The 21,692-nt window shown below is 54.3% G+C and carries 16 protein-coding genes; 14 read left to right on the forward strand and 2 right to left on the reverse strand.

What is annotated here, in order from left to right; genetic code table 11:
• Window positions 1-57 precede the first annotated feature (57 nt).
• From glgA to hemW, 8 genes are all read left to right on the forward strand, one after another.
• Window positions 58-1,494 (forward strand): glycogen synthase GlgA, encoded by a 1,437-nt coding sequence (glgA, locus tag UCI88_RS04965; protein WP_256179570.1) that lies wholly within the window; start codon window positions 58-60, stop codon window positions 1,492-1,494.
• A 50-nt stretch (window positions 1,495-1,544) separates the two neighbouring features.
• Window positions 1,545-4,955: a 4-alpha-glucanotransferase gene (malQ, locus tag UCI88_RS04970; RefSeq protein ID WP_256179569.1), complete on the forward strand. Its 3,411-nt coding sequence runs from the start codon at window positions 1,545-1,547 to the stop codon at window positions 4,953-4,955.
• 106 nt (window positions 4,956-5,061) lie between these two features.
• Window positions 5,062-6,723 carry an ATP-dependent nuclease gene (locus tag UCI88_RS04975; RefSeq protein ID WP_256179568.1) on the forward strand — a complete coding sequence of 554 codons (1,662 nt, stop codon included), beginning with the start codon at window positions 5,062-5,064 and terminating at the stop codon, window positions 6,721-6,723.
• Window positions 6,724-6,819: 96 nt separating this feature from the next.
• Window positions 6,820-8,952: a DNA topoisomerase III gene (locus UCI88_RS04980; RefSeq protein WP_256179567.1), complete on the forward strand. Its 2,133-nt coding sequence runs from the start codon at window positions 6,820-6,822 to the stop codon at window positions 8,950-8,952.
• Between the two features lie 112 nt (window positions 8,953-9,064).
• Window positions 9,065-10,207, forward strand: a complete 1,143-nt coding sequence (locus UCI88_RS04985; RefSeq protein ID WP_256179566.1) for a cysteine desulfurase family protein — start codon at window positions 9,065-9,067, stop codon at window positions 10,205-10,207.
• 2 nt (window positions 10,208-10,209) lie between these two features.
• Window positions 10,210-11,289: a tRNA 2-thiouridine(34) synthase MnmA gene (gene mnmA / locus UCI88_RS04990; RefSeq protein WP_256179565.1), complete on the forward strand. Its 1,080-nt coding sequence runs from the start codon at window positions 10,210-10,212 to the stop codon at window positions 11,287-11,289.
• Window positions 11,290-11,308: 19 nt separating this feature from the next.
• Window positions 11,309-13,111, forward strand: coding sequence for a translation elongation factor 4 (gene lepA / locus UCI88_RS04995; RefSeq protein WP_226869802.1), 1,803 nt, complete (start codon window positions 11,309-11,311; stop codon window positions 13,109-13,111).
• Window positions 13,111-14,232, forward strand: coding sequence for a radical SAM family heme chaperone HemW (hemW, locus tag UCI88_RS05000; protein WP_256179564.1), 1,122 nt, complete (start codon window positions 13,111-13,113; stop codon window positions 14,230-14,232). The genes lepA and hemW overlap by 1 nt, the downstream gene beginning before the upstream one ends.
• A 107-nt stretch (window positions 14,233-14,339) precedes the next feature.
• On the opposite strand, the gene UCI88_RS05005 is transcribed toward hemW, so the two are convergent.
• A complete protein-coding gene (locus UCI88_RS05005; RefSeq protein ID WP_256179563.1) occupies window positions 14,340-15,266 on the reverse strand; it encodes a helix-turn-helix domain-containing protein in 927 nt (308 codons plus the stop codon).
• Window positions 15,267-15,401: 135 nt separating this feature from the next.
• Here UCI88_RS05005 and UCI88_RS05010 point away from each other — a divergent pair, with 135 nt between their 5' ends.
• The 4 genes from UCI88_RS05010 to UCI88_RS05025 all read left to right on the forward strand — a co-directional run bounded on the left by UCI88_RS05010 (window position 15,402) and on the right by UCI88_RS05025 (window position 18,603).
• Window positions 15,402-15,647 carry a hypothetical protein gene (locus UCI88_RS05010; protein ID WP_141669481.1) on the forward strand — a complete coding sequence of 82 codons (246 nt, stop codon included), beginning with the start codon at window positions 15,402-15,404 and terminating at the stop codon, window positions 15,645-15,647.
• 238 nt (window positions 15,648-15,885) lie between these two features.
• Window positions 15,886-16,065: a 30S ribosomal protein S21 gene (rpsU, locus tag UCI88_RS05015; RefSeq protein WP_020311403.1), complete on the forward strand. Its 180-nt coding sequence runs from the start codon at window positions 15,886-15,888 to the stop codon at window positions 16,063-16,065.
• A gap of 25 nt (window positions 16,066-16,090) precedes the next feature.
• Window positions 16,091-16,540 carry a GatB/YqeY domain-containing protein gene (locus tag UCI88_RS05020; protein WP_044503977.1) on the forward strand — a complete coding sequence of 150 codons (450 nt, stop codon included), beginning with the start codon at window positions 16,091-16,093 and terminating at the stop codon, window positions 16,538-16,540.
• 161 nt (window positions 16,541-16,701) lie between these two features.
• Entirely contained in the window at window positions 16,702-18,603 is a 1,902-nt protein-coding gene (locus tag UCI88_RS05025; protein WP_044503976.1) for a type I glutamate--ammonia ligase, read from the forward strand.
• Between the two features lie 81 nt (window positions 18,604-18,684).
• On the opposite strand, the gene UCI88_RS05030 is transcribed toward UCI88_RS05025, so the two are convergent.
• A complete protein-coding gene (locus tag UCI88_RS05030) occupies window positions 18,685-19,440 on the reverse strand; it encodes an exodeoxyribonuclease III (RefSeq protein ID WP_256179562.1) in 756 nt (251 codons plus the stop codon).
• 202 nt (window positions 19,441-19,642) lie between these two features.
• Between UCI88_RS05030 and UCI88_RS05035 the strand changes: the two genes are divergently transcribed.
• Both UCI88_RS05035 and UCI88_RS05040 read left to right on the forward strand, forming a co-directional pair.
• The gene (locus UCI88_RS05035) at window positions 19,643-21,280 is read left to right on the forward strand and encodes a phosphoglucomutase (protein WP_256179561.1); all 1,638 of its coding nucleotides are present in this window, start codon (window positions 19,643-19,645) and stop codon (window positions 21,278-21,280) included.
• 135 nt (window positions 21,281-21,415) lie between these two features.
• Window positions 21,416-21,688, forward strand: a complete 273-nt coding sequence (locus tag UCI88_RS05040) for an ACT domain-containing protein (protein ID WP_044503973.1) — start codon at window positions 21,416-21,418, stop codon at window positions 21,686-21,688.
• Window positions 21,689-21,692: the final 4 nt, after the last annotated feature.

Raw genomic sequence — 21,692 nt, forward strand, 5'->3', positions numbered from 1 at the left:
CAAGCAACGCGAGAAGCGGCGCGGACGACATCAGACCGTAAAAGGGAGGGACAGACGATGAAGGTATTATTTGTGGCTTCAGAAGCAGTGCCATTTATTAAAACTGGCGGCTTAGCCGATGTCATGGGGGCCTTGCCGAAGGCATTAGCCCAAAAAGGCGTGGACGTCCGGCTGGTCATTCCGAAATACAGCGGTATTGCCGATGCTGTCAAAGAAAAGATGAAGACCGTCGTGACCGGTACGGTCAACTTGTCTTGGCGCCAGCTCTATTACGGCGTCGAAGCGGTAGAACAAGACGGGGTGACCGTCTATTTTGTCGACAACGAATGGTATTTCAAGCGGGACAATCTCTATGGCTACGGCGATGACGCCGAACGGTTTGCCTATTTCTGCCGTGCCGTTCTGACCATGCTGCCCGCCGTCGGCTTTAAGCCCGATATCATCCACTGCAACGACTGGCATACAGGGCTCATGGGCGTCTTCCTCAAAGAAGACTTCCGCCACGACGACTTTTATAAGGATATGAAGCTGGTCTATACCATCCATAACCTGAAGTATCAGGGCATCTATCCGCCGTCGATTATGCGCGACATCATCGGCCTGCCGCAGGAACTCTTTGATAAGGGCAACCTCGAATGCGACGGCTGCGTCAACTACATGAAGTCCGGCCTGGTCTATGCCGACCGGGTTACGACGGTCAGCCCGACGTACGCTCAGGAAATCACCTATCCCTACTTCGGGGAAGGCCTGGACGGCTATATCCGGGCTAACAGCGGCAAAGTGTCGGGCATTTTGAATGGTCTCGACGTCGATGCTTACAATCCGGAAACGGATCCGTACATTAAAAAGCAGTACTCTGTCGATACGGCCCGGGCGGACAAACGGGAAAATAAAGACGCCCTGCGCGCTGAACTCGGCCTTCGTATCAAACGCGGCGTACCCCTCATCGCTATGGTCACGCGCCTCGTCGAAGACAAGGGCCTGGACCTTGTCATGCGGATCATGGATGAACTCGTCGATGACGAAGTCCAGCTGGTCCTGGTCGGGACCGGCGATGCCGGCTATGAAGATGCCTTCCGGGAACTGGCTTACCGCCATCCCAACAAGGTCTCGGCCAATATCATGTTCAATGAAGCCCTGGCTCATAAGGTCTACGCTGCGTCGGATATGTTCCTCATGCCGTCGCGCTATGAACCGTGCGGTCTCAGCCAGCTCATCGCCCTTCGCTACGGATCCATTCCTATCGTCCGGGAAACGGGCGGACTCAAGGATACGGTACAGCCCTTCGATAAGTACAGCAAACAGGGCAACGGCCTGACCTTCCCGAATTTCAATGCCCACGAACTCTTGTTTACGACGAAACGGGCTCTCGGTTATTATGAAGACGATTCCCTTTGGGATCAGCTGGTCCGCAACGCCATGACCAGCGATTACAGCTGGAACCAATCGGCTGACGCCTATATAAGTTTATATGAAAGTGTACTGCAGCTGTAAGGGGCTCAGTATCGGGTCCCCCGTCGGGTATGCGCGACGGGGGATTCTTGATGAAGAAGAAAGGATTTTCTATGGACTTACGACTGTATCACAACTCTCATGATTTTTATTATCGGTCTGCCTTCGGTGCCGTCCCGTCAGGAAGCCGGCTTATCCTGCGCCTGGGGGCTTCGGGACAGGGGGAGAATTGCCGGGCCGAGGTGCGCCTGTGGCAGAGTAACGTCGGTGAATCGCATCTCTCCATGACTTATGAGGACCAGGCCTTTAAAGCCGTCGTGCCCATTCCCGATAAGGGCTGCCTCTTATGGTATTACTTCATCGTAAGCGACGGAGACACGACGCGTTATTACGGGAATAATTACGAACAGCTCGGCGGGGAAGGGGCCGTCTATGAAGCGGCGCCGCCGGCCTATCAGATTACGGTCTACGACAAAGAGGCCCATACGCCGGACTGGTTTAAGCATGCCATCGTCTATCAGATTTTCCCCGACCGCTTCTATCGCAGCGGCGACGGAGAAAACCTTTGGGGCAAAGAAGGGGCCGTTATTCACAGTAATTGGTATGATAAGCCTTACTACTGCAAGCGGGAAGGCGTCGGCGATATCGTTTATTATGACTTTTTTGGCGGCAATATCAAGGGCATTCAGGAGAAACTGCTTTATTTAAAAGAATTGGGTATTACGGCCATTTACCTCAATCCCATCTTTGAAAGCTCGAGTAATCACCGCTACGGCACGGCCGATTATTTCCGCGTCGATCCCATGCTGGGGACCAATGAAGACTTTGCCGCCTTCTGTAAAGCTGCCAAAGAGGCCGGCATGGCCGTCATCCTCGACGGCGTTTTCAGCCATACCGGGGCCGACAGCATCTACTTCAACCGCTTCGGTCATTATCCCGGCGTCGGCGCTTACCAATCGAAGGAATCGCCGTACTACGAATGGTTCCGATTCACCAACTATCCGGATGAATACGAATCGTGGTGGGGCGTGTCGGATCTGCCCGATGTCGAGGAAACGACGCCGTCGTACATGGATTTCATCATTAACAAGAAAGAAAGCGTCCTCAAATACTGGCTCAATCAGGGCATCCGCGGCTGGCGCCTCGATGTCATCGACGAGCTGCCCGTTCCTTTCTTGCGGCAGTTCTATAAGACCTTGAAAGAAGAAAATCCCGACGCCGTCCTCATCGGCGAAGTCTGGGAAGACGCGTCGAATAAGGTCAGCTACAGCGAGCAGCGGGAATACCTCTCGGGCTACGACATCGACAGCGCCATGAACTACGCCCAAAGGGCCTTGATGGTGGATTTTGTCACCGGAGCCAAAGAGGCACGGCGCATGAATGATGAATTGACCCGCCTTCGGGAAAATTATCCGCCGGAAAATTTCTATGCCATGCTCAACCTCATCAGCAGCCATGACATCGAACGAATCTTGACCGTCCTGAGTGCCGCCGGCGGCACCGACGTAGAAGATGTCGAAACGACGGCCAAAAAGAGGTTGAAACTCTTGACGACGTGGCAGATGACCATGCCCGGTGCGCCCTGTATCTATTACGGTGATGAAGCCGGTCTCACCGGCGGTAAAGATCCGGACAACCGTCGGACCTACCCCTGGGGACGGGAAGACTGGGATATTCTCGGTTGGACCAAGGCTTTGACGCGTTTGCGGACGGCTCATGATGCCTTACAGACGGGCCGTTTCATCCCGCTCTACGCCGACGGCGACGTTTACGCCTTTGCCAGGCTCATCGAAGGCGGCCGAGACGTCTTTGGGAAACCGGCAGAAGACGGGCTGTTCATCGTCGCCATGAACCGGAATCCGTCGGCGCTTCGGACCATCAGCCTGTATACCGACGGATTGGCTTACGGCAAGTTTACCAATGCCCTGAATAAGCGAATGGAACCGGAAGTGACCTTGAACAGCCGCCTGACCTTGACCCTGCCGCCCTTAGAAGCGGTCATCTTACAGGCCGGTGAGGCCGAAAAGAAACGCAGCGGCGTCCTTCTCCATCCGACGTCACTGCCGGCAGCTGTCGGAAAGGGCGTCTTAGGGACGGCGGCGTATCGATTCGTCGACTTCCTTAAGACGGCCGGTCAATCGGTCTGGCAGATCCTGCCTCTGATGCCGCCCTTGGCCGGCGATTCGCCGTATCTCTCGGAATCGGCCTTTGCCGGAAACGAATCCCTCATTTCTTTAGAACGACTGTGTGACTGGGGCTGGCTGAAAAAAGACGTCGTCGCCGATTTCATCGCTATGGGGAAAGGCTTGCCGCCATCGGAGGTGGCGGCCGAAAAGGCCCGCATCTTATGGAATCTGTCTCACGATAAGGACCTCATCATTTCCTGGCAGCCCTTCCGGGACTTCTGTGAGGCCAATGCCTACTGGCTCGACGACTACGCCTTGTTCCGCAGTATCCGTGATTTCTTTAAGGGGCGTCCTTGGACGGAATGGCCCGATGACATCCGCCGCCACGATGCCGCAGCCCTTACGCGGTATGCAAAGGAATTGGCAGGATCCGTATCCCATGTCAAATTCATGCAGTACATCTTCGACCGTCAGTGGCACGAGCTTCGGGCGTATGCCAAAGAAAACGGCATCACCATCCTCGGCGACCTGCCCATGTTCGTCGCCCATGACAGTGCCGACTGCTGGGCTCATCAGGATCAGTTCGACCTCGATGAAGACGGGCGGCCCGTATCGGTCGCCGGCGTACCGCCTGACTACTTCAGTGCCGACGGCCAGCTTTGGGGCAATCCCTTGTATGATTACGAAGCCATGGCCGCCGACGGCTATCAGTGGTGGACCGATCGTTTCCGCCGCATGAAAGACCTCTTCGATGAACTGCGGGTCGATCACTTCCGAGGCTTTGCCGCCTACTGGGCCGTCCCTCAGGGAGCGCTGACGGCGAAAGACGGTGCCTGGAAAGAAGGGCCGGGCCTCGATTTGTTCCGCGCCGTCTATCAAAAACTGGGCCGACTGAACCTGGTTGCCGAAGATTTAGGCGTCATTACCGATGACGTCTGCGCCTTAAAAGACGCCCTTGATCTCCCGGGTATGAAGGTATTCCAGTTCCATCTTAAAGACCGTTCCGACGGCATTCGCGCCTTCGATACAGAACCGAACTGCATCGCCTATACGGGGACCCACGACAACAATACGATTCGGGGATGGTATGAACAGGAACTTTCTGAAAGCGAACAGCTTCATATTCGCCGCATGCTGGACCTTTCTGACGACGTCTCGCCGGAAGAGCTGGTACAGGCTGTCATCGCCTACACCTACCGCCGCCGGGCTGAAACGGTCATCGTGCCCATGCAGGATCTGTTGGCCCTCCCGGCAGAAGCTCGGATGAACGTTCCCGGCGTCGCCGACGGCAACTGGCAGTGGCAGATGAAGGGAGGCCAGACGACCTTTGATTTGGCTCGCCGATTGGCGAAACTTTGCCGTAAAAGCGGCCGCTAAGTCTCCTTGCCGAAATGGAATAACGCGCTGTCTCTCAAAAGAAGGGAGCAGCGCGTTTTTTGTCGAATACCTATAGTAAGGATATCCGGAAAAAGGAGGAATCGTTGTGTATATCACACACATGCGCATTCAAAATTATCGAAACTTACAAGATGTCGACATGACCTTTCATGAAAAGGCAAACTATATCGTCGGGGAAAATGCCATCGGCAAGAGCGGTCTCCTGCGCCTTTTGGCATATATGAGCGACGGCCGCAACGTCGACGAAGACGATTATGCCGATCCGTCACAGCCCATCATCATCACCATGGGGCTTTATCTCCTCGAGAGCGACAAGGAGTACTTTGCCGATAAACCCGATGAACATCGCCAAGACCTGCGCATCCGTATGGAAATGCATATCAGCGATATGTATCCCCATCTCTACCTCGACGACACGGGGGAAGAGCTGCCCTTAGAATTGATCCGCCGCCTGCGCTATGTGTCCTATTCGGCGACCATTCCCGAAGAGCAGCGGGTGGCTCCTCGAATCTATCGGGCCTTAGAGCAGAAGCTCTCGGCTTGGGGAGAGGAGCATTGGGACGGTTTGTCAGAAGATGCGCGAGCCTTTATCCATCATGAAGTGGCCGTCGGCAGCCTCGATTCTTCCTACTTCGTCAATATCTTCCTCTTGTCGAAGCTTTTGTGCCGCACGGATCGGCCCCGGGCGGACAATATGAAATTCATTTCCCTGGCGGCGCTCTGCGTCATTACCCATGTCTACCAAATGTCCCTCAGCCGGGCCGTGCCCATGGAACACAACCTCATCGTCGATGAAAAAGGAAGGCGGTATCTGCCGCTCATCATCTCCATCGACGAACCTGAAATCCACCTGCATCCGTATATGCAGCGGTCGGTCCTCCATTATTATCAGCAGCTTCTCCAGAACGAAGATCCCCAGTTCTGCCGGATCCTCAAGGATCTGTTCAACATCGACGGCCTGCGGGGCCAGCTGTTTATCGTCACTCATTCGACGGACTCCCTCATCGACGACTATCGCAACATCATCCGCCTGTACCGCGATAAGCAGGGGATGGTTCGAGCGGCCTGCGGTTCTTGTTTCCATTTCAGCGAAGAAATTGAAAAACACCTGATCATGCACTTCCCGGAAGTCAAGGCGGCCCTCTATTCGCGAAGCGCCCTCATCGTCGAAGGCGAAACGGAGTACGGCTGCTTCCAGCAGTTCGGCGTGACCTTAAACATACCCTTTGACTACTACGGCATCTGTCTTATCAACGCCCGCGGTGAAAGCTCTATTTCTAAGATCAAAGCTCTTTTAGAATACTTCAAGATTCCCGTCGCCGCCTTGTATGACGCTGACGTCAAGGCGGCCCACAAGGGTGAACGCGGTGTCTATTTTACCCATGAAATCTGTTTTGAAATGGATCTGGCCAAGACCCTCCTCGACAGGGGACGGCGCCGCGATTTGGACCGCATCATCAACACGGCCTGCGGCGACCACGCCAGGGCTACGACGGACATGATCAAAAAGGCCTGCCGTAAGCTGGATATCAATTACCATGACTATCCGGCACGCCGGTTGTGGAACGTCAACCCTCGCAATAAGCGGGCCCTGTACGTCTACTATTTTGCCTGGCTGTACAGTAATAAAGGCGTCATTCTCGGACGCCTCCTTGGCCAATCCCTTGAAAAAGACGATATTCCGCCGGCCTTTGCCAACGTCATCCGGGCCGTCGGACAATTAGCCAAAGTAACCCAAGCCGTATAGGCCTGGGTTGCTTTTTGTGCCGATGGCACTCTGTAAAGAAACCTCAAAATATGGTATGCTATAAGGTACAGTCTATTGCAGAAAGAGAGATGTGGTATGAAACTTTTTATTGCCGAAAAACCGAGTATGGCCCGGGAACTGGCTAAGTGCCTGCCGGAACCTCATCGGCGGGGAAACGGCTGTATCCGTACGGGAGGCGGCATCGTCACCTGGGCTTACGGCCACGTCCTGCAGCAGGCCGAACCTCAAGACTACGACCCCAAATATAAACGCTGGAAGGCGGAAGATTTACCCATCATTCCGACGGAATGGAAACTCCTCATCAGTCCGGCCAGCAAGGAGCAGTTCCATATCATTGAAGGCCTCATTTCAAGTCCCGATGTCGATGCCATCGTCAACGCCGGTGACCCTGACCGGGAAGGGCAGCTGCTCATCGATGAGATCCTCGACTACGTGGGAAACGAAAAGCCTGTCGAGCGCATTCTCCTCAATGCCCTTGATGAAAAGAGCATCCATGAATCATTAGGCGATCTTCGCAGCAACGGCGACTTCGTCCACTTGAAGGATTCGGCCTTAGCTCGGAGCCGGGCCGACTGGCTCATCGGCATGAACCTGTCCCGAGCCTATACCTTGTCGGCTCGTCGTCAGGGCCATCGCGTCGTCTTTCCCATCGGAAGAGTCAAGACGCCGACCTTAGCCCTCGTCGTCCGCCGCCAGCGGGAACTCGACGATTTCGTGCCGGTTACGTATTACGTCGTGAAAGCCGATTTTGAGCATAAAAATGGCATGATCCGCGCCCAGTGGCAGCCGAAGGATACCCAGGCCGGCCTCGATTCCGAAGGGCGCTGTATCAAAGAAGAAGCGGCGAAGGATATCTTATCCCGCTTAGTGGCCAATCCCGACGGAACCATCGTCGAGAATAAGAAATCCAAGAAGAAAGAACCCCAGCGTTTGCCCTTATCCTTGTCGTCCCTCCAGGTCCTCGCAGGCAAGCGCTACGGCTACACGCCCCAGCAGGTCCTCGACACGGCCCAGACCCTGTACGAACGGAAGCTTACGACCTATCCCCGCTCGGACTGTGAATACCTGCCCCTCAATCAGCGAAAAGACGTGCCCCGCATCTTAGCGAATATCGCGGCCATCCCGGCCGGGAAGCTTCCTGAATGGGCGGCCGGGGCTGACGGCAAGATCAAGAGTCGGGCCTGGAACGACAGCAAGATTACGGCCCATCACGCCATCATCCCGACGACCGTTCCTTGCCCTTTCGACAAATTGACTGCCGTCCAGCAGCGCATATATTACCTCATTGCCCAGGCATATCTGGCCCAGTTCTATCCCATCCACGAATACGACCAGACGCGGATTACCATCGACTGCGCCGACGAGACCTTCGTCGCCCACGGCAAGGCCGTTACCGTTCTTGGCTGGAAAGCCCTTTATCAGAGCGACAAGAATGAAGACGACGAAGAAAAGGGAGAACTTCCCGTCGTCCGCAAAGGCGATGCCGTCCATTACCGAAACGGCCAGGTTGACAAGAAGGCCACCAAGCCGCCGCCGCGGTTTACGCCGTCGACCTTATTGGCGGCTATGAAAGAGATTTATAAATACGTCAAAGATGACAGCCTGAAGAAGAAATTGAAAGAAGTCCAGGGCATCGGTACCGAAGCGACGCGGGCGACGATCATTCAAGAGCTGATCCAGCGGAAGTTCCTCATGGCCGAAGGGAAAAAGAAATACCTCAAGCCGACGGACAATGCCTATCTCCTCGTCGACGCTTTGCCCGACGAAATGCTCTATCCCGATGAAACGGCCATTTGGGAAGAACGGCTCTATCAGATGAGCCTCGGGAAGGACAACCTCGAAGCCTTCCTCCGCGACCAACTCGATTTCTTAAAAGCCTTGGTCACGGCTGCCGGCGGCGTCGTCATGAAAGCCGAAGGCGCCAAGGCCTGCCCGGAATGCGGCAGCCCCATGGTCAAGCGCCACGGCAAGTACGGCGACTTTTACGGCTGCAGCAACTATCCCAAGTGCCGCCATACGGAACCTATTACCGAAGAGGGGAAGGACGGGGAGGCCAAACCGTCGCCCTATCCCTGCCCGCGCTGTAAGAAGGGGACCTTCCAGAAAAGGACCGGGCCCTACGGCGCCTTTTGGGTCTGCAGCGGAGCGACGTGCAACACCAAGTGTGCCGACGTCGACGGCGTGCCCAGCCTGTACGCCAAGTCCTGATGACGGCCATATGTCAAAAGGACGGATATACAAAAGGGCCGCCCTATGGTATTATAAAGATTAAGCTATTTTTTTTCATAGCTTTTTGTCCATATAGGAGTAAGAATCATAAATGAAACGCATTTATTTAGATAATGCCGCAGCGACGCCTATGGATCGGGACGTCCTGGACGCCATGATGCCGTATCTGACGACATCTTACGGCAATCCGTCGAGCCTCCATTACTTTGGTCAACAGGCTCGGGCTGCCGTTCAGAAGGCACGCGGTCAAGTCGCACACTGCCTCGGTGTCAGTGGTGAAGACCTGGTCTTTACCAGCGGCGGAACGGAAGCGGATAACCTGGCTGTTTTAGGCTATCTGCGGGCCAATTTTCCCAAGGGCGGCCACGTCATTACGACGGCCGTCGAACACCATGCCGTCCTGAGAACTTTCCAGGCCCTGGAAGAAAAGGGCTATGACGTGACCTACGTCCCCGTCGATGGAGACGGCTGCGTCTCAGCAGACGATGTGGAAGCTGCCATCAGGGACGATACGGCCCTCATTTCGGTCATGTACGCTAACAATGAAACGGGCATGATCCAGCCCATTGCTGCCATCGGAGCAGTAGCCAAGGAAAAAGGCGTTGCCTTTCATGTCGATGCCGTTCAGGCCTTCGGCTATCTGCCCGTCCGGCCTATGGAAGAAAATATCGACATGCTCACCGTCTGCAGCCATAAGATTTATGGTCCCAAAGGCGTCGGTGCCTTGTATATCCGCCACGGACTCAAGGTGACAGCCGAAGCCTACGGCGGTCCTCAGGAACACCGCCTGCGGGCAGGGACCGAAAACGTCGCCGCCATCGTCGGTTTCGGCGAGGCAGCGGCCTTACTTGAAAAAGAACGGGACGATCGGGCCAAAGCCGCCCGGGTTTTGACCGACATCGTCTATGACAAGCTCATTCAAGGCGACGATCGGTTCCGCTTAAACGGCAATCGCCGTCAGGTTCTGCCCAATATCATCGACTTCAGCGTCGACGGGGTGGACAGTGCCATTTTACTCATCGCCCTCGATTTACAGGGCATTGCCGTATCGGCCGGGTCGGCCTGCGAAGCCGGTGCCGTCGAAGCGTCCCACGTCCTACAGGCCATGGGCGTCGAAGAAAAGTGGCTGCGCAGCAGCATCCGCCTGTCCGTCGGCAAAGACAATACGACAGAAGATATTGAACACGCCGTGTCCCGGATCCGGGACGCCGTGACGACCAGTAGAGGAGATTAGACATGAAACGAGTCGCAGTAGCTATGAGCGGCGGCGTCGACAGCTCGGTTACAGCCGGTCTTTTAAAGCAGCAAGGGTATGACGTCATCGGCATCACCCTGCGCCTGTGGGAAGAAGACCCGGCCTGCACCATCGACAACGTCCACGCCTGCTGTTCCCTCAGTTCCGTCGACGACGCCAAAGCCGTCGCTTCGGTTCTGGGCATTCCCCATTATACCTTGGATTTCCGCGAACTGTTCCGCCGCGATGTCATCGACTATTTCGTCGATTCCTATCGCCGGGGCAAGACGCCCAATCCCTGCATTGCCTGCAATAAATTTATTAAATTCGGCCTGCTCTGGGAAAAAGCCAAGCAGTTTGGCGCCGATTTCCTGGCCACCGGCCATTACGCCCGTCTGGCAAAAGACGAACAGACGGGAATCTATTCGCTCTTACGCGGTATAGACCGCCGCAAAGATCAGTCCTACGTCCTCTATCAGCTGACCCAGGACATCTTGCCGCACCTCCTGTTCCCCATGGCCGATCTCGAGAAGGCCGACACGCGGAAACTGGCCAAAGAGTGGAACCTTCCGGTCTTCAACAAGCCCGAAAGTCAGGATATTTGCTTCATTCCCGACAACGACTACAAGGGCTTTTTGGAAAAGGAACAGAAGGATATCTTTAAGCCCGGCGACTTCGTCGATGAATCGGGCCGCGTCATCGGCCGTCATCAGGGCATTGCCGCCTATACCGTCGGCCAGCGGCGGGGACTCAACCTCGGCGGTCCCGGCGGTCCCTACTACGTCACGGCCTTAGACGTCGAACATAATCGGGTCATCGTCGGTTCGGAAAAAGACCTGTTTTCAAAGACTGTCGAAGCCAGCGAAGCGACGTGGGTCGAACAGGTGCCGACAGCGCCCTTCCGGGCCCTCGGCAAGATACGCTATGCGGCTAACGAATCGCCCTGCACGGTCTATCCTGACGGCGACGACATGCGCGTCGAGTTCGATGAAGCCCAGCGTGCCGTTACGGCCGGCCAGGCCCTCGTGCTCTACGATGAAGAAACAGGGGAACGCGTCCTCGGCGGCGGCGTCATCCAATAAGAAAGAGGGGAAACATACGGTGTCCACAGATCATATCAGAAACTTTTCAATCATTGCTCATATCGACCACGGCAAGTCTACCTTGGCCGACCGGATGCTGGAAATGACCGGCACTGTGCCCGAACGGGAAATGGAAGCCCAGTTACTCGACACGATGGACCTTGAACGAGAACGAGGCATTACTATCAAAGCGCAGTCGGCCCGCCTCATTTATGATGCCAAAGACGGCAAACAGTATACGCTGAACCTCATCGATACGCCGGGGCACGTCGACTTCAACTACGAAGTATCGCGAAGCCTGGCCGCCTGCGAAGGGGCCCTGCTCATCGTCGACGCCACCCAGGGCGTCGAAGCCCAAACCTTGGCCAATGTGTACCTTGCCTTGGAACATGACTTAGAAATCATCCCCATCATCAATAAGGTCGACCTGCCCAGTGCAGACCCGGACCGAGTCTGCAAGGAAATCGAAGACGTCATCGGTCTCGATGCCTCCGACGCTATCATGATCAGCGCCAAGACGGGCCTCGGCGTCGACCAGGTCCTGGAAGCCATTGTCCAGCGCATTCCCGCCCCGGCCGACGAAGAAGATAAGCCCTTGCGGGCCCTCATCTTCGACTCCCACTTCGATGCCTATAAGGGGGCTATCGCTAACATCCGCATCATGGAAGGCAGCTTAAAGCCGGGCCAGCGGATCCGCATGATGGCTTCGGGCAAAGAATTTGAAGTCATCGAAACGGGCGTCTTCCTGCCTCAGATGCATCCCGTGCCGTCTCTCGGCTGCGGCAGCGTCGGTTATTTGGCAGCCAGCATGAAGAACGTCCGCGACTGCCGCGTCGGCGACACGGTTACCTTGGCCGAACGGCCGGCGTCGGAAGCATTGCCGGGCTATCGACGGGCCGTGCCCATGGTCTACTGCGGCCTCTACCCGGTCGAAACGAATGATTACGATAATTTGCGCGACGCCTTGGAAAAACTCCATCTCAACGACGCGGCCCTGCTCTTTGAACCGGAAACGTCGTCGGCCTTAGGCTTCGGCTTCCGCTGCGGCTTCTTGGGCCTCCTCCACATGGACGTCGTCCGCGAACGGTTGGAACGGGAATACGACCTGTCCCTGATTACGACGGCGCCGTCGGTTATTTATCGCGTCTACTGCACGGACGGGACGATGGTCGAAGTCGACAACCCGTCGCAGATGCCCGATATGACCAAGGTCGACCACATCGAAGAACCCTTGGTCAAGACGACGATCATCATCCCCAAGGACATGGTCGGTACGGTCATGGAAATTTCCCAGAGCCGCCGCGGCCAGTACGTCACCATGGACTACCTCGACGATACGCGGGTCTCCTTGGTCTATAACCTGCCTTTGTGCGAAATCCTTTACGACTACTTCGACGTCTTGAAGTCGGCGACCCGCGGCTATGCGTCCCTCGACTATGAGCTCAACGGCTACCAGTCGTCGCCTATGGTCAAGATGGACATCCTCATTAACGGCGACGTCGTCGACGCCTTGAGCGTCATCGTCCACCGCGACTTTGCCGCCCGCCGCGGCCGGGCCCTGGTCGAAAAGCTGCGCAGCCTCATTCCGCGCCAGCTCTTCCAGATCCCCGTCCAGGCCGCTGTCGGCAATAAGATCATCGCCCGCGAAAATGTAGCGGCCCTGCGTAAAGACGTTTTGGCCAAATGCTACGGCGGCGATATTTCCCGTAAGCGCAAGCTCCTTGAAAAACAGAAGGAAGGCAAGAAGCGGATGAAACAGTTCGGCACCGTCGAAATTCCTCAGGAAGCCTTCATGGCTGTCCTCAAAGTCGACGAATCGTAATGCTAGGCTTATACGTTCACATTCCCTTTTGCCGGCATAAATGTTTGTACTGCGATTTTCCCTCCTACAGCGGCCTCGAACGCTATCTGGAAAGATATGTTCCGGCCCTCTGCCGGGAAATTGCGGCCACGCCCTATGCCGGGAAGTCCGTCGATACGATTTATATCGGCGGCGGTACGCCGTCCATTCTTTCCGCAAAGGCCGTGGGAGACATCCTTCGGCAGCTGCGGCAGACCTTCGAGGTTACGGCGGAGGCTGAAATTACGATCGAAGCCAATCCGGAAAGCCTCGACGGGGAAAAGGCGGCAGCCTACGTTTCCTACGGCATCAACCGTTTGAGTCTCGGCATCCAATCTTTTTCCGATGAGATGCTGTCCTTTTTGGGCCGCATTCACACGGCAAAGGAAGGGGAGCGGGCCCTTCGTGCCGCCTGGGACGCCGGCATCCGCAACCTGTCTATCGATCTGATGTACGGCCTGCCGGGCCAAACCGTCGAGGACGTCCGGCGCGATGTTCAGCGCTTGGGAGACCTTCCCGTGGACCACGCCTCGATTTACAGCCTCATCGTCGAAGACGGGACGCCTTTGAAACACGGTCTTTCTAAGGGCCTTTGGACACTTCCCGATGACGAGGTTGTCGAAGCCATGGGCCAGGCCGTCCACGATCAGATGCACGACCTGGGATTCCACCACTATGAAATTTCAAGTTATGCAAAAGGGCCTTTTGAATCGAAACACAACAGCAAGTACTGGATCTATGAGCCCTACATCGGCTTTGGCGTGTCAGCCCACTCCTTTGACGGTACGGCCCGCTGGGCCAACATGGCCAATATCCCTCAGTATATCGAAAGGGCCGGAAAGGGGAGCGTCGAAGGCGAACGCATCCTTATCGACGCTAAGCGAGCCGTCGAGGACTACTGCTTCTTAGCCCTGCGCCGCCGCGTCGGCATCGATAAAGAAGACTATGACCGCCGTTTCGGGCAGCCCATCGAAGCCGATTTCGGTCCGGTCATCGATTCGCTCGTCGCTCAGGGCCTTTTGGAAAATACGAAAGAATGGGTCCGCCTAAGCGATAGAGGACTTTCTTACGGCAACTACGTCTTTGGCAAGTTCATCCGCTGAACTTTTTACGCGGATAATCCCCAACCCGGGATAAGCAAAAAAATGAACCGTCAGGAATCGACGTTCCTGACGGTTTTTCTGTATCTTCTCTGAGGTCGGTTCGACGCTCATTCGCTTCGGCCCGGATCTGTGCTTCGGCTTTCGCCGTGTTTTTTTCGGTATTCTCGAGGCGTATGGGCATAAAAGCGCTTAAAGGTCTTGGCAAAGTGGCTCTGACTGTCGAAGCCGCAGGCGGCGGCGATGGCGGCAATGCTCTTAGTCGGCTTCGTCAAGAGCTGGTCAGCGCCCTGCATGATCCGGTATTTTAAGACGTATTGGATGGGCGACAACTGGATCGTCTTTTGAAAGCAGCGCAGGCATTCACGCTGGCTGATTGCGGCGGCGTCGGCAATATCGGTGACGGTGAGGGGTTCTTCAAAGTGGGTGTGGATATAAGTCAACATCTTTTTGATCCGTTCTTCGTCAAGACTTTGCATCTCTGAAGGGGCATCTCCGTCGGGACGGAATTGATCGTACAGAAAGAGACAGATTTGTGACAGTTCTTCTCGGACGGTAAATTCAAAGCCTGACGGTTCGTCCGTCATGGCTTTAAAAGCGGTGCGGAAGCGGCGAGCTGTCGTGTCGTCTTGGCTTCCCCGGCAGTAAAAGGCCGAAAAGGCCGGACAGGTGAGGAGGGGACGAATATACTTCACCCATAGAATCGAGTCGTCACTGCCGGAAATCAGCGACGGACTGAAGACAAAGGAGCGCAGGTCGCATTCCGGATTGGCCAGGGCCGCATGAAGGGTATTGCCGTTGACGGCCAATATATCGCCGGCGGTCAGATGGAACGTGTGAGCCGGGACCTTTGCGGTCATTTTCCCGCCTGCGATGTAGATGATTTCCAGTTCATCGTGCCAGTGCCAGGGGACGTTATCGCCTATTTCCTGCTGGTAATGGACGGTGTAGCCGGCACAGGGGAAGGCTGCGTTTCCGTGGGGTTTTATTTCTTGGGATCGGTCGTCGACCGGGATAGAACAGTCTGTCAATATCATGGGGACACCTCTTTATTTGGCTGTTTTATTATAGTATACGGCTGAATTTTCATTGTATCAAGACCTATATGACGGTATTCTTATAATAGAGAAGGGAAGAAACCACACGGCCGCGATGCGGCGAAGGAGGTCTTGATGATGGTATTAAAATTTTACTTCATTCCCAACATGGAAACCTTTACGGCTCTCGTCGCCGCCAGCCGGGGATCGGTCCTGGTCCGGCGGGATGAAGCGTTTCAAAGCCTTAAAGGCGATGGCGACGCCTTGTCCTTTATAAAGGAGAGAACCGCGCGGGGCCGCGGCGTAGAAATTCGTTTGAGTGATACGCGGGATTACTTTTCCTTCGTCCGCTTCATGGTCGGGGCTTGTCTTTACAATTGACAGAATATACGTGCCGTAACGGATAAATGTACGATGAAAAAAAACAATTTCCATAGCGGAAAGTTTTATTCGATCCGGGGCCGATGCAGGTGAAAGCCGACTCCAAGGGCGTTGACAAAGTTCTGATAAATCGTATCAGAACCTCATAAGTTATTGACAAACAGCCATAATCTGAGTATAATTTCATTGTGTGCAGTAACAGCACTCCCTATCATACCTTGGAGGGAGGGATAACAGAATGGCAGAAATCAGAGTTGGTAAAAACGAAACGTTAGACAGCGCTCTTCGCCGCTTCAAACGTTCTTGCCAAAAGGCTGGTGTTCTTTCCGAAGTTCGGAAACGTGAACACTACGAAAAACCGAGTGTACGGAGAAAGAAAAAGTCCGAAGCAGCACGGAAACGGAAGTACAGAGCATAATCGTTAATGTAAGAAGGGTGATACCATGTCTCTTAAGAACGAACTTCTTCAGGACATGAAAGAGGCAATGAAAGCCAAAGAAGCCGGTAAGACGGCTTTGTCCGTTATTCGTATGGTCCGTTCGGCCATCCGCAACGCGGAAATCGACGGCGGTCATTGCGAACTCGACGATGCCGGTGTCGGCGCCGTCATTGCCAAAGAAATGAAACAACGCAGGGAGTCATTAGCTGAATTCGAAAAAGCCGGCCGTGCCGACTTAGTCGAAGAAACGAAGGCTGAAATGGCAGTACTGGAAAAGTACATGCCGAAGCAGCTGACGGAAGATGAAGTCCGCCAAATCGTCACCGATACCATTAAAGGTCAGGAAGGCCTTCAGATGGGGGCTGTCATGAAGCTCGTCATGCCGAAAGTGCAGGGACGGACCGATGGCAAGGTTGTTTCACAGATTGTTCGAGAAATTTTACAACATCGTTGATTGCCATAGATTCCTTAAAAATCTATTGACAAATAGACTAAATGATTGTATTATTTTAACATGATTTGAAAACAAAATAAATCATGAAACAAGAGTCAAGGAAGACTCCGAATCCCGACTGTGGGATCGGAGTCTTTTTTTCACCTAAAGGAGGAGTCATAATGACAAAAGATGAGTTGGTATACGTAATTCCGGCAGGTCAGTATGGTAAAGAAGGGGTGCTGGCTTTATTGGAACAGCATCCGGAAATCAAATTCGTATCCCTCGTAGGCATCGATTTGGCAGGCAATGATACGGACGAAAAGATTCCTATCAGCGTTTTCTTTGATGACTACGATAAATTCTTCAATGCGACGGCATTCCAGACCGATGGTTCGTCCGTCGTCCTGCCGGGCATCGCCATCTTGTCCAATGCCCGCGTCGACATCAAAGCCGACCCGTCGGTCAGCTGGTTCGTCGACTACAACGACGACAATATCGACCCGGAAACGGGAAAACCCGTAGGGACTCTGCGTATTCCCAGCTTCCTTCGTCATGCCACGGGCTACATCGACTCCCGGTCGATCCTCCGCAACACCTGCGACTACGTCAGTGACCAGGTCTTGGCGCTGGTCAAACAGTATGGCCTGCCCGGTACGTCGGTCAATGTCGATGACATCGAAAAAATCGTCCTCACGACGGCGACGGAACTGGAATTCTGGGTCAAGACGCCGAGCCAGGATGTAGCGACGCGCCTCTTGTCGGCTTCGCAGAAATTGCAGGAACAGTATTGGCAGCGCACGCACGGCGTCGTTCGTACGGCTCTTGAACAGACCATCGAACGCCTCGAAAAATACGGTCTCGAACCGGAAATGGGCCATAAGGAAGTCGGCGGCGTCAAAGCCCAGATCGACGATTCCGGTAAATTGACCTTCGTCCTCGAACAGCTCGAAGTCGACTGGAAATTTGCCAACGACCCGGTCCAGACGGCAGATAATGAAATCGCAGCCCGTATCATCGTCCGTGAAGTATTCCGTGAAAACGGCCTTGAAGTCACCTTCCAGGCAAAACCGATTCACGGCGTTGCCGGTTCCGGTGAACATACACACTTCGGCATCGGGGCCATCATGAAGAACGGCAAATTCGTCAACCTCTTCAACCCGTCTGATATGAAGAGCGACTTCCTGTCCGTCGTCGGTTACGGCGCCATCATGGGCATGCTCAAACACTACGAAGTCATGAACCCCTTCGTTTCGGCAACGACAGACTCCCTGAACCGCTTGAAACCGGGTTTTGAAGCCCCTGTTTGCATCGTAACGGCCCTCGGCGGTGATCGTCCGGACGTCCAGACCCGTAACCGTTCGGTCCTCATCGGCCTCATCCGCAACATCGCAAGCCCGGCGGCTACACGGTTCGAACTCCGTTCTCCGAACCCCTTCACCAATACCTACATCGCCATCGCCATGGGATATTTGGCCGCCCTCGACGGCATCAAATATGCTCTCTCCAGCGGTAAGAACGGCGAAGCCCTCCTGGCTGAACTGTCCAAGAAGCCCGGCGAAGATGCAGATTATCTTGAAAAAGACCGGGCTTATCGCTCGGAAGTCGACGTCTTTGAAAACTTCACCAGTGAAGAACGGGATGCCATGTTCGGCAAGGCACCGCGGACGGTCTGGGAAAACTTCAAGGCCCTCGACCTCCATCCGGATAAAGTAGATACCCTGGCCTGTGACGCTTTCCAGAAGCGCATCATGGAATCGTTCCGCCTCGGCGCCCTCAACCGCTGGGCCCTCGAACTCCAGTACCGCCTCATTCCGGAAAACCTCTCCAAGGTCATCGCTGCCAAACAGCTCCATGCCGACGGCGACAGCAATGCCCTTGAAGTCGAACGCTGGACCAAAATCAACGCCCTGCGTACGGAACTGGGCCGCGATACGGAAAAGAGCCTGTCCATTTTCTCGAAGATCAAAGAAGCCCTGGCTGCCAAAGACTACGATACGGCATCCAATCTCATGGTCGAAATGAGTGATAAGATGGACCTCTTGACCGATATGTACTACGAATATTCGTATAACGCTTTCTAAACCCAGTTGATAAAGTTTTAGCTATATAGAAATGAGCTGCTCCGCACATGGGGGCAGCTCATTTTTGCTATAATATATGTTTTATTTTAACGTGAGGCCGACAGGGCAGTGGTCGCTGCCGAGGATGTCGGTGTAAATAGAAGCCGATTCTAAGCGGTCGTCGAGGTCGGTCGTCGTCAGGAAGTAGTCGATGCGCCATCCGGCGTTGTTCTGGCGGGCTCTAAAGCGGTAGCTCCACCACGAATAGACGCCTTCTTTATCAGGGTAGAAGTGACGCCACGTGTCGGTGAAGCCGGCAGCCAGAAGGTCGGTCATCTTCTGCCGTTCTTCATCGGAGAAGCCGGCGTTCTTGCGGTTCGTCTTGGGGTTCTTGAGGTCGATTTCCTGGTGGGCGACGTTGAGGTCTCCGCAGACGATGACCGGTTTTTCCTGATGGAGGGACAGGAGGTACTCCTTAAAGTCGTCTTCCCACTGCATGCGGTAGGGCAGACGGGCCAGTTCGCTTTGCGAATTGGGCGTGTAGCAGGTGACGAAGAAGTAGTCGTCAAACTCGAGGGTAATTAAACGCCCTTCGTGATTGTGTTCGTCCTTATCCATGCCGTAACGGACGGACAGGGGCTTGATGCGGGTAAAGATGGCCGTGCCGCTGTAGCCCTTGCGGTCGGCGTAGTTCCAATACTGTTCGTAGCCCGGAAGATTGATGTCGATCTGGCCTTCTTGGAGCTTCGTTTCCTGCAGGCAGAACAGGTCGGCGTCGAGGTCGTTAAATGTATCTAAGAATCCTTTTTTCATGACGGCCCGCAGACCGTTGACATTCCAAGAGATAAACTTTGTCATAGAAACCACCTTTCTTTTTCAGATATCCTCGATGATAAGCCATTTTTATCTAGGATAATGATGCGTTTTTTGTTATAATGAAAACAAACGAATTGCCGCGATGAGATGCTGTGATGACAGTATCCGCAAGGATATTGGCAGCACTCTTTCTTATTGTATAAAATCGTTGAATCCTTGTCAAAATAATAAAGCAGGTGATAGTATGGCAGTACATGAATTAGCAGGAACGAAAGTAAGACCGGAAGACTACATCGACTTGGACGCCATGACCAAGGCGTATCATTCGATTCATCCCGACGCCTCTGATCCTCATCAACAGGTGCGCTTCGGAACGTCAGGCCATCGCGGTCAGGCCGGCAGCGGCAGTTTTACGGCAGACCACGTTGCGGCCATTACCCAGGCCGTTTGTAATTTCCGCCACGACTTTGGTGCCGACGGACCGTTGTTCGTCGGGGCCGACACCCATTATTTATCGAAATTGGCTTTCGAAACGGTCTTGTCGGTCCTTTCGGCCAATAAGGTTACGGCCTACGTCGACGCTGACGGCGATTTTGTCCCGACGCCGTCTGTTTCAAGGGCTATCCTGCGCTTTAATGACCACCGTAAGGAAAACTTAGCCGACGGACTGATCCTCACGCCGTCCCATAATCCTCCGGAACACGGCGGTATTAAGTACAACCCGACGACGGGAGGACCGGCAGGTTCTGACATGACCAAGGCCATTGAAGCCGAAGCCAATCGCATCCTTGCAGGGCATAATCAGGATGTCAAAGCTATTTCTTATGAAGAAGCGGCTAAGAGCGATTTTGTCGTCCCTTATGATTATAAAGGCTTATATGTCGCTGAATTGGCGTCCATCCTTGACATGGAGGCCATCCGCGATGCCGGACTTCCCATTTTGGTCAATGCCCTCGGCGGTTCGGGCATGAATTACTGGCACCGTATTTCCGAACGCTACCATTTGAACCTGTCTTTTGTTAACGATACGTACGATCCGCAGTTCACCTTTATGAATTACGACCACGACGGCAAGGTCCGTATGGACTGCTCGTCGGCATACGTCATGTCGGCCGTTACCGGTCAGGCAGCCGATTATCGCCTCATTTTGGCAAATGACCCCGACTATGACCGTTTCGGCATCGTCTGCGGCACGGACGGCATGATTACGGCCAACGCCTTTTTGACCGTCGCTGCGCACTACCTCATGACCCATCGCCATTTCGACGGTCTGGGCATCGCTAAAACCGTCGTTACGACGGATATGCTGGCTCGGGCGGCGAAAAAACTCGACGTACCTCTCTATGAAGTCCCCGTCGGCTTTAAGTATTTCGGCCCCCTCTATGAAGACGGGAAAATCGCCTTTTCCGGCGAAGAAAGTGCCGGTGCTTCCTTTATCGCTAAAGACGGCAGCGTCTGGACGACGGACAAGGACGGCATCATTCTCTGCCTCTTGGCAGCGGAAATCTACGCCGTTACGGGAAAATCGCCCCTGGCTTACTATGAAGGCCTCTGTGAAGAACTGGGCCGGCCCTACACCGTGCGCAGCGATGCGCCGGCGACGCTTGAAGAAAAGGACAAGATCAGCTCGCTTACGGAAAAGGATGTAACCGAAAAGAATCTCTGCGGCAGTCCCATTACGGCCGTCCTGTCCCGTTCGCCTTACGGCAATTCGGCTATCGGCGGCGTCAAGATTACGACCGATGACGGCTGGGTCGCAGCCCGCCCGTCGGGAACGGAAGACATGTATAAGCTCTATGCCGAAAGCTTCGTCTCCCAGGAACAGGCCGGAAAGCTTCTTGAAGAAGGGAAGTCCCTCATCAGTAAGGCTTTGGATGCATAGAAAGTTTCTTTCAAATCGAAATGATTTACTCGATTTTCGTATCATAAGGCCTTTTCATGGGCCGAAAGTGGCATTTACTGCGTTACCTGTGCTATAATGGGGAGCGTAGAATCTAACTCAAAGGGGTGGGCAGCTGTGAAAGTTGTAATCACGGTAGTCGGCGTGGACCGTACGGGTATCATCGCCGCCGTCAGTCAGATCATGGCGGAACATAAGGTAAATATACTGACCATTAATCAGGTTATTTTAGATGGCATTTTCAACATGGCCATGATTGTTGATATGGACCCTGCAGATATTGATTTAGATACTCTTCAGGATTTGCTCAAGCAGAAGGGTGAAACCCTCGGTGTCGAAATCAGAGCCCAGAACCAGGCTATTTTTGATGCCATGCATCGTGTGGGCTAAGGAG

The organism is Megasphaera massiliensis, from assembly GCF_036305205.1.
Lineage (GTDB): Bacteria > Bacillota > Negativicutes > Veillonellales > Megasphaeraceae > Megasphaera > Megasphaera massiliensis.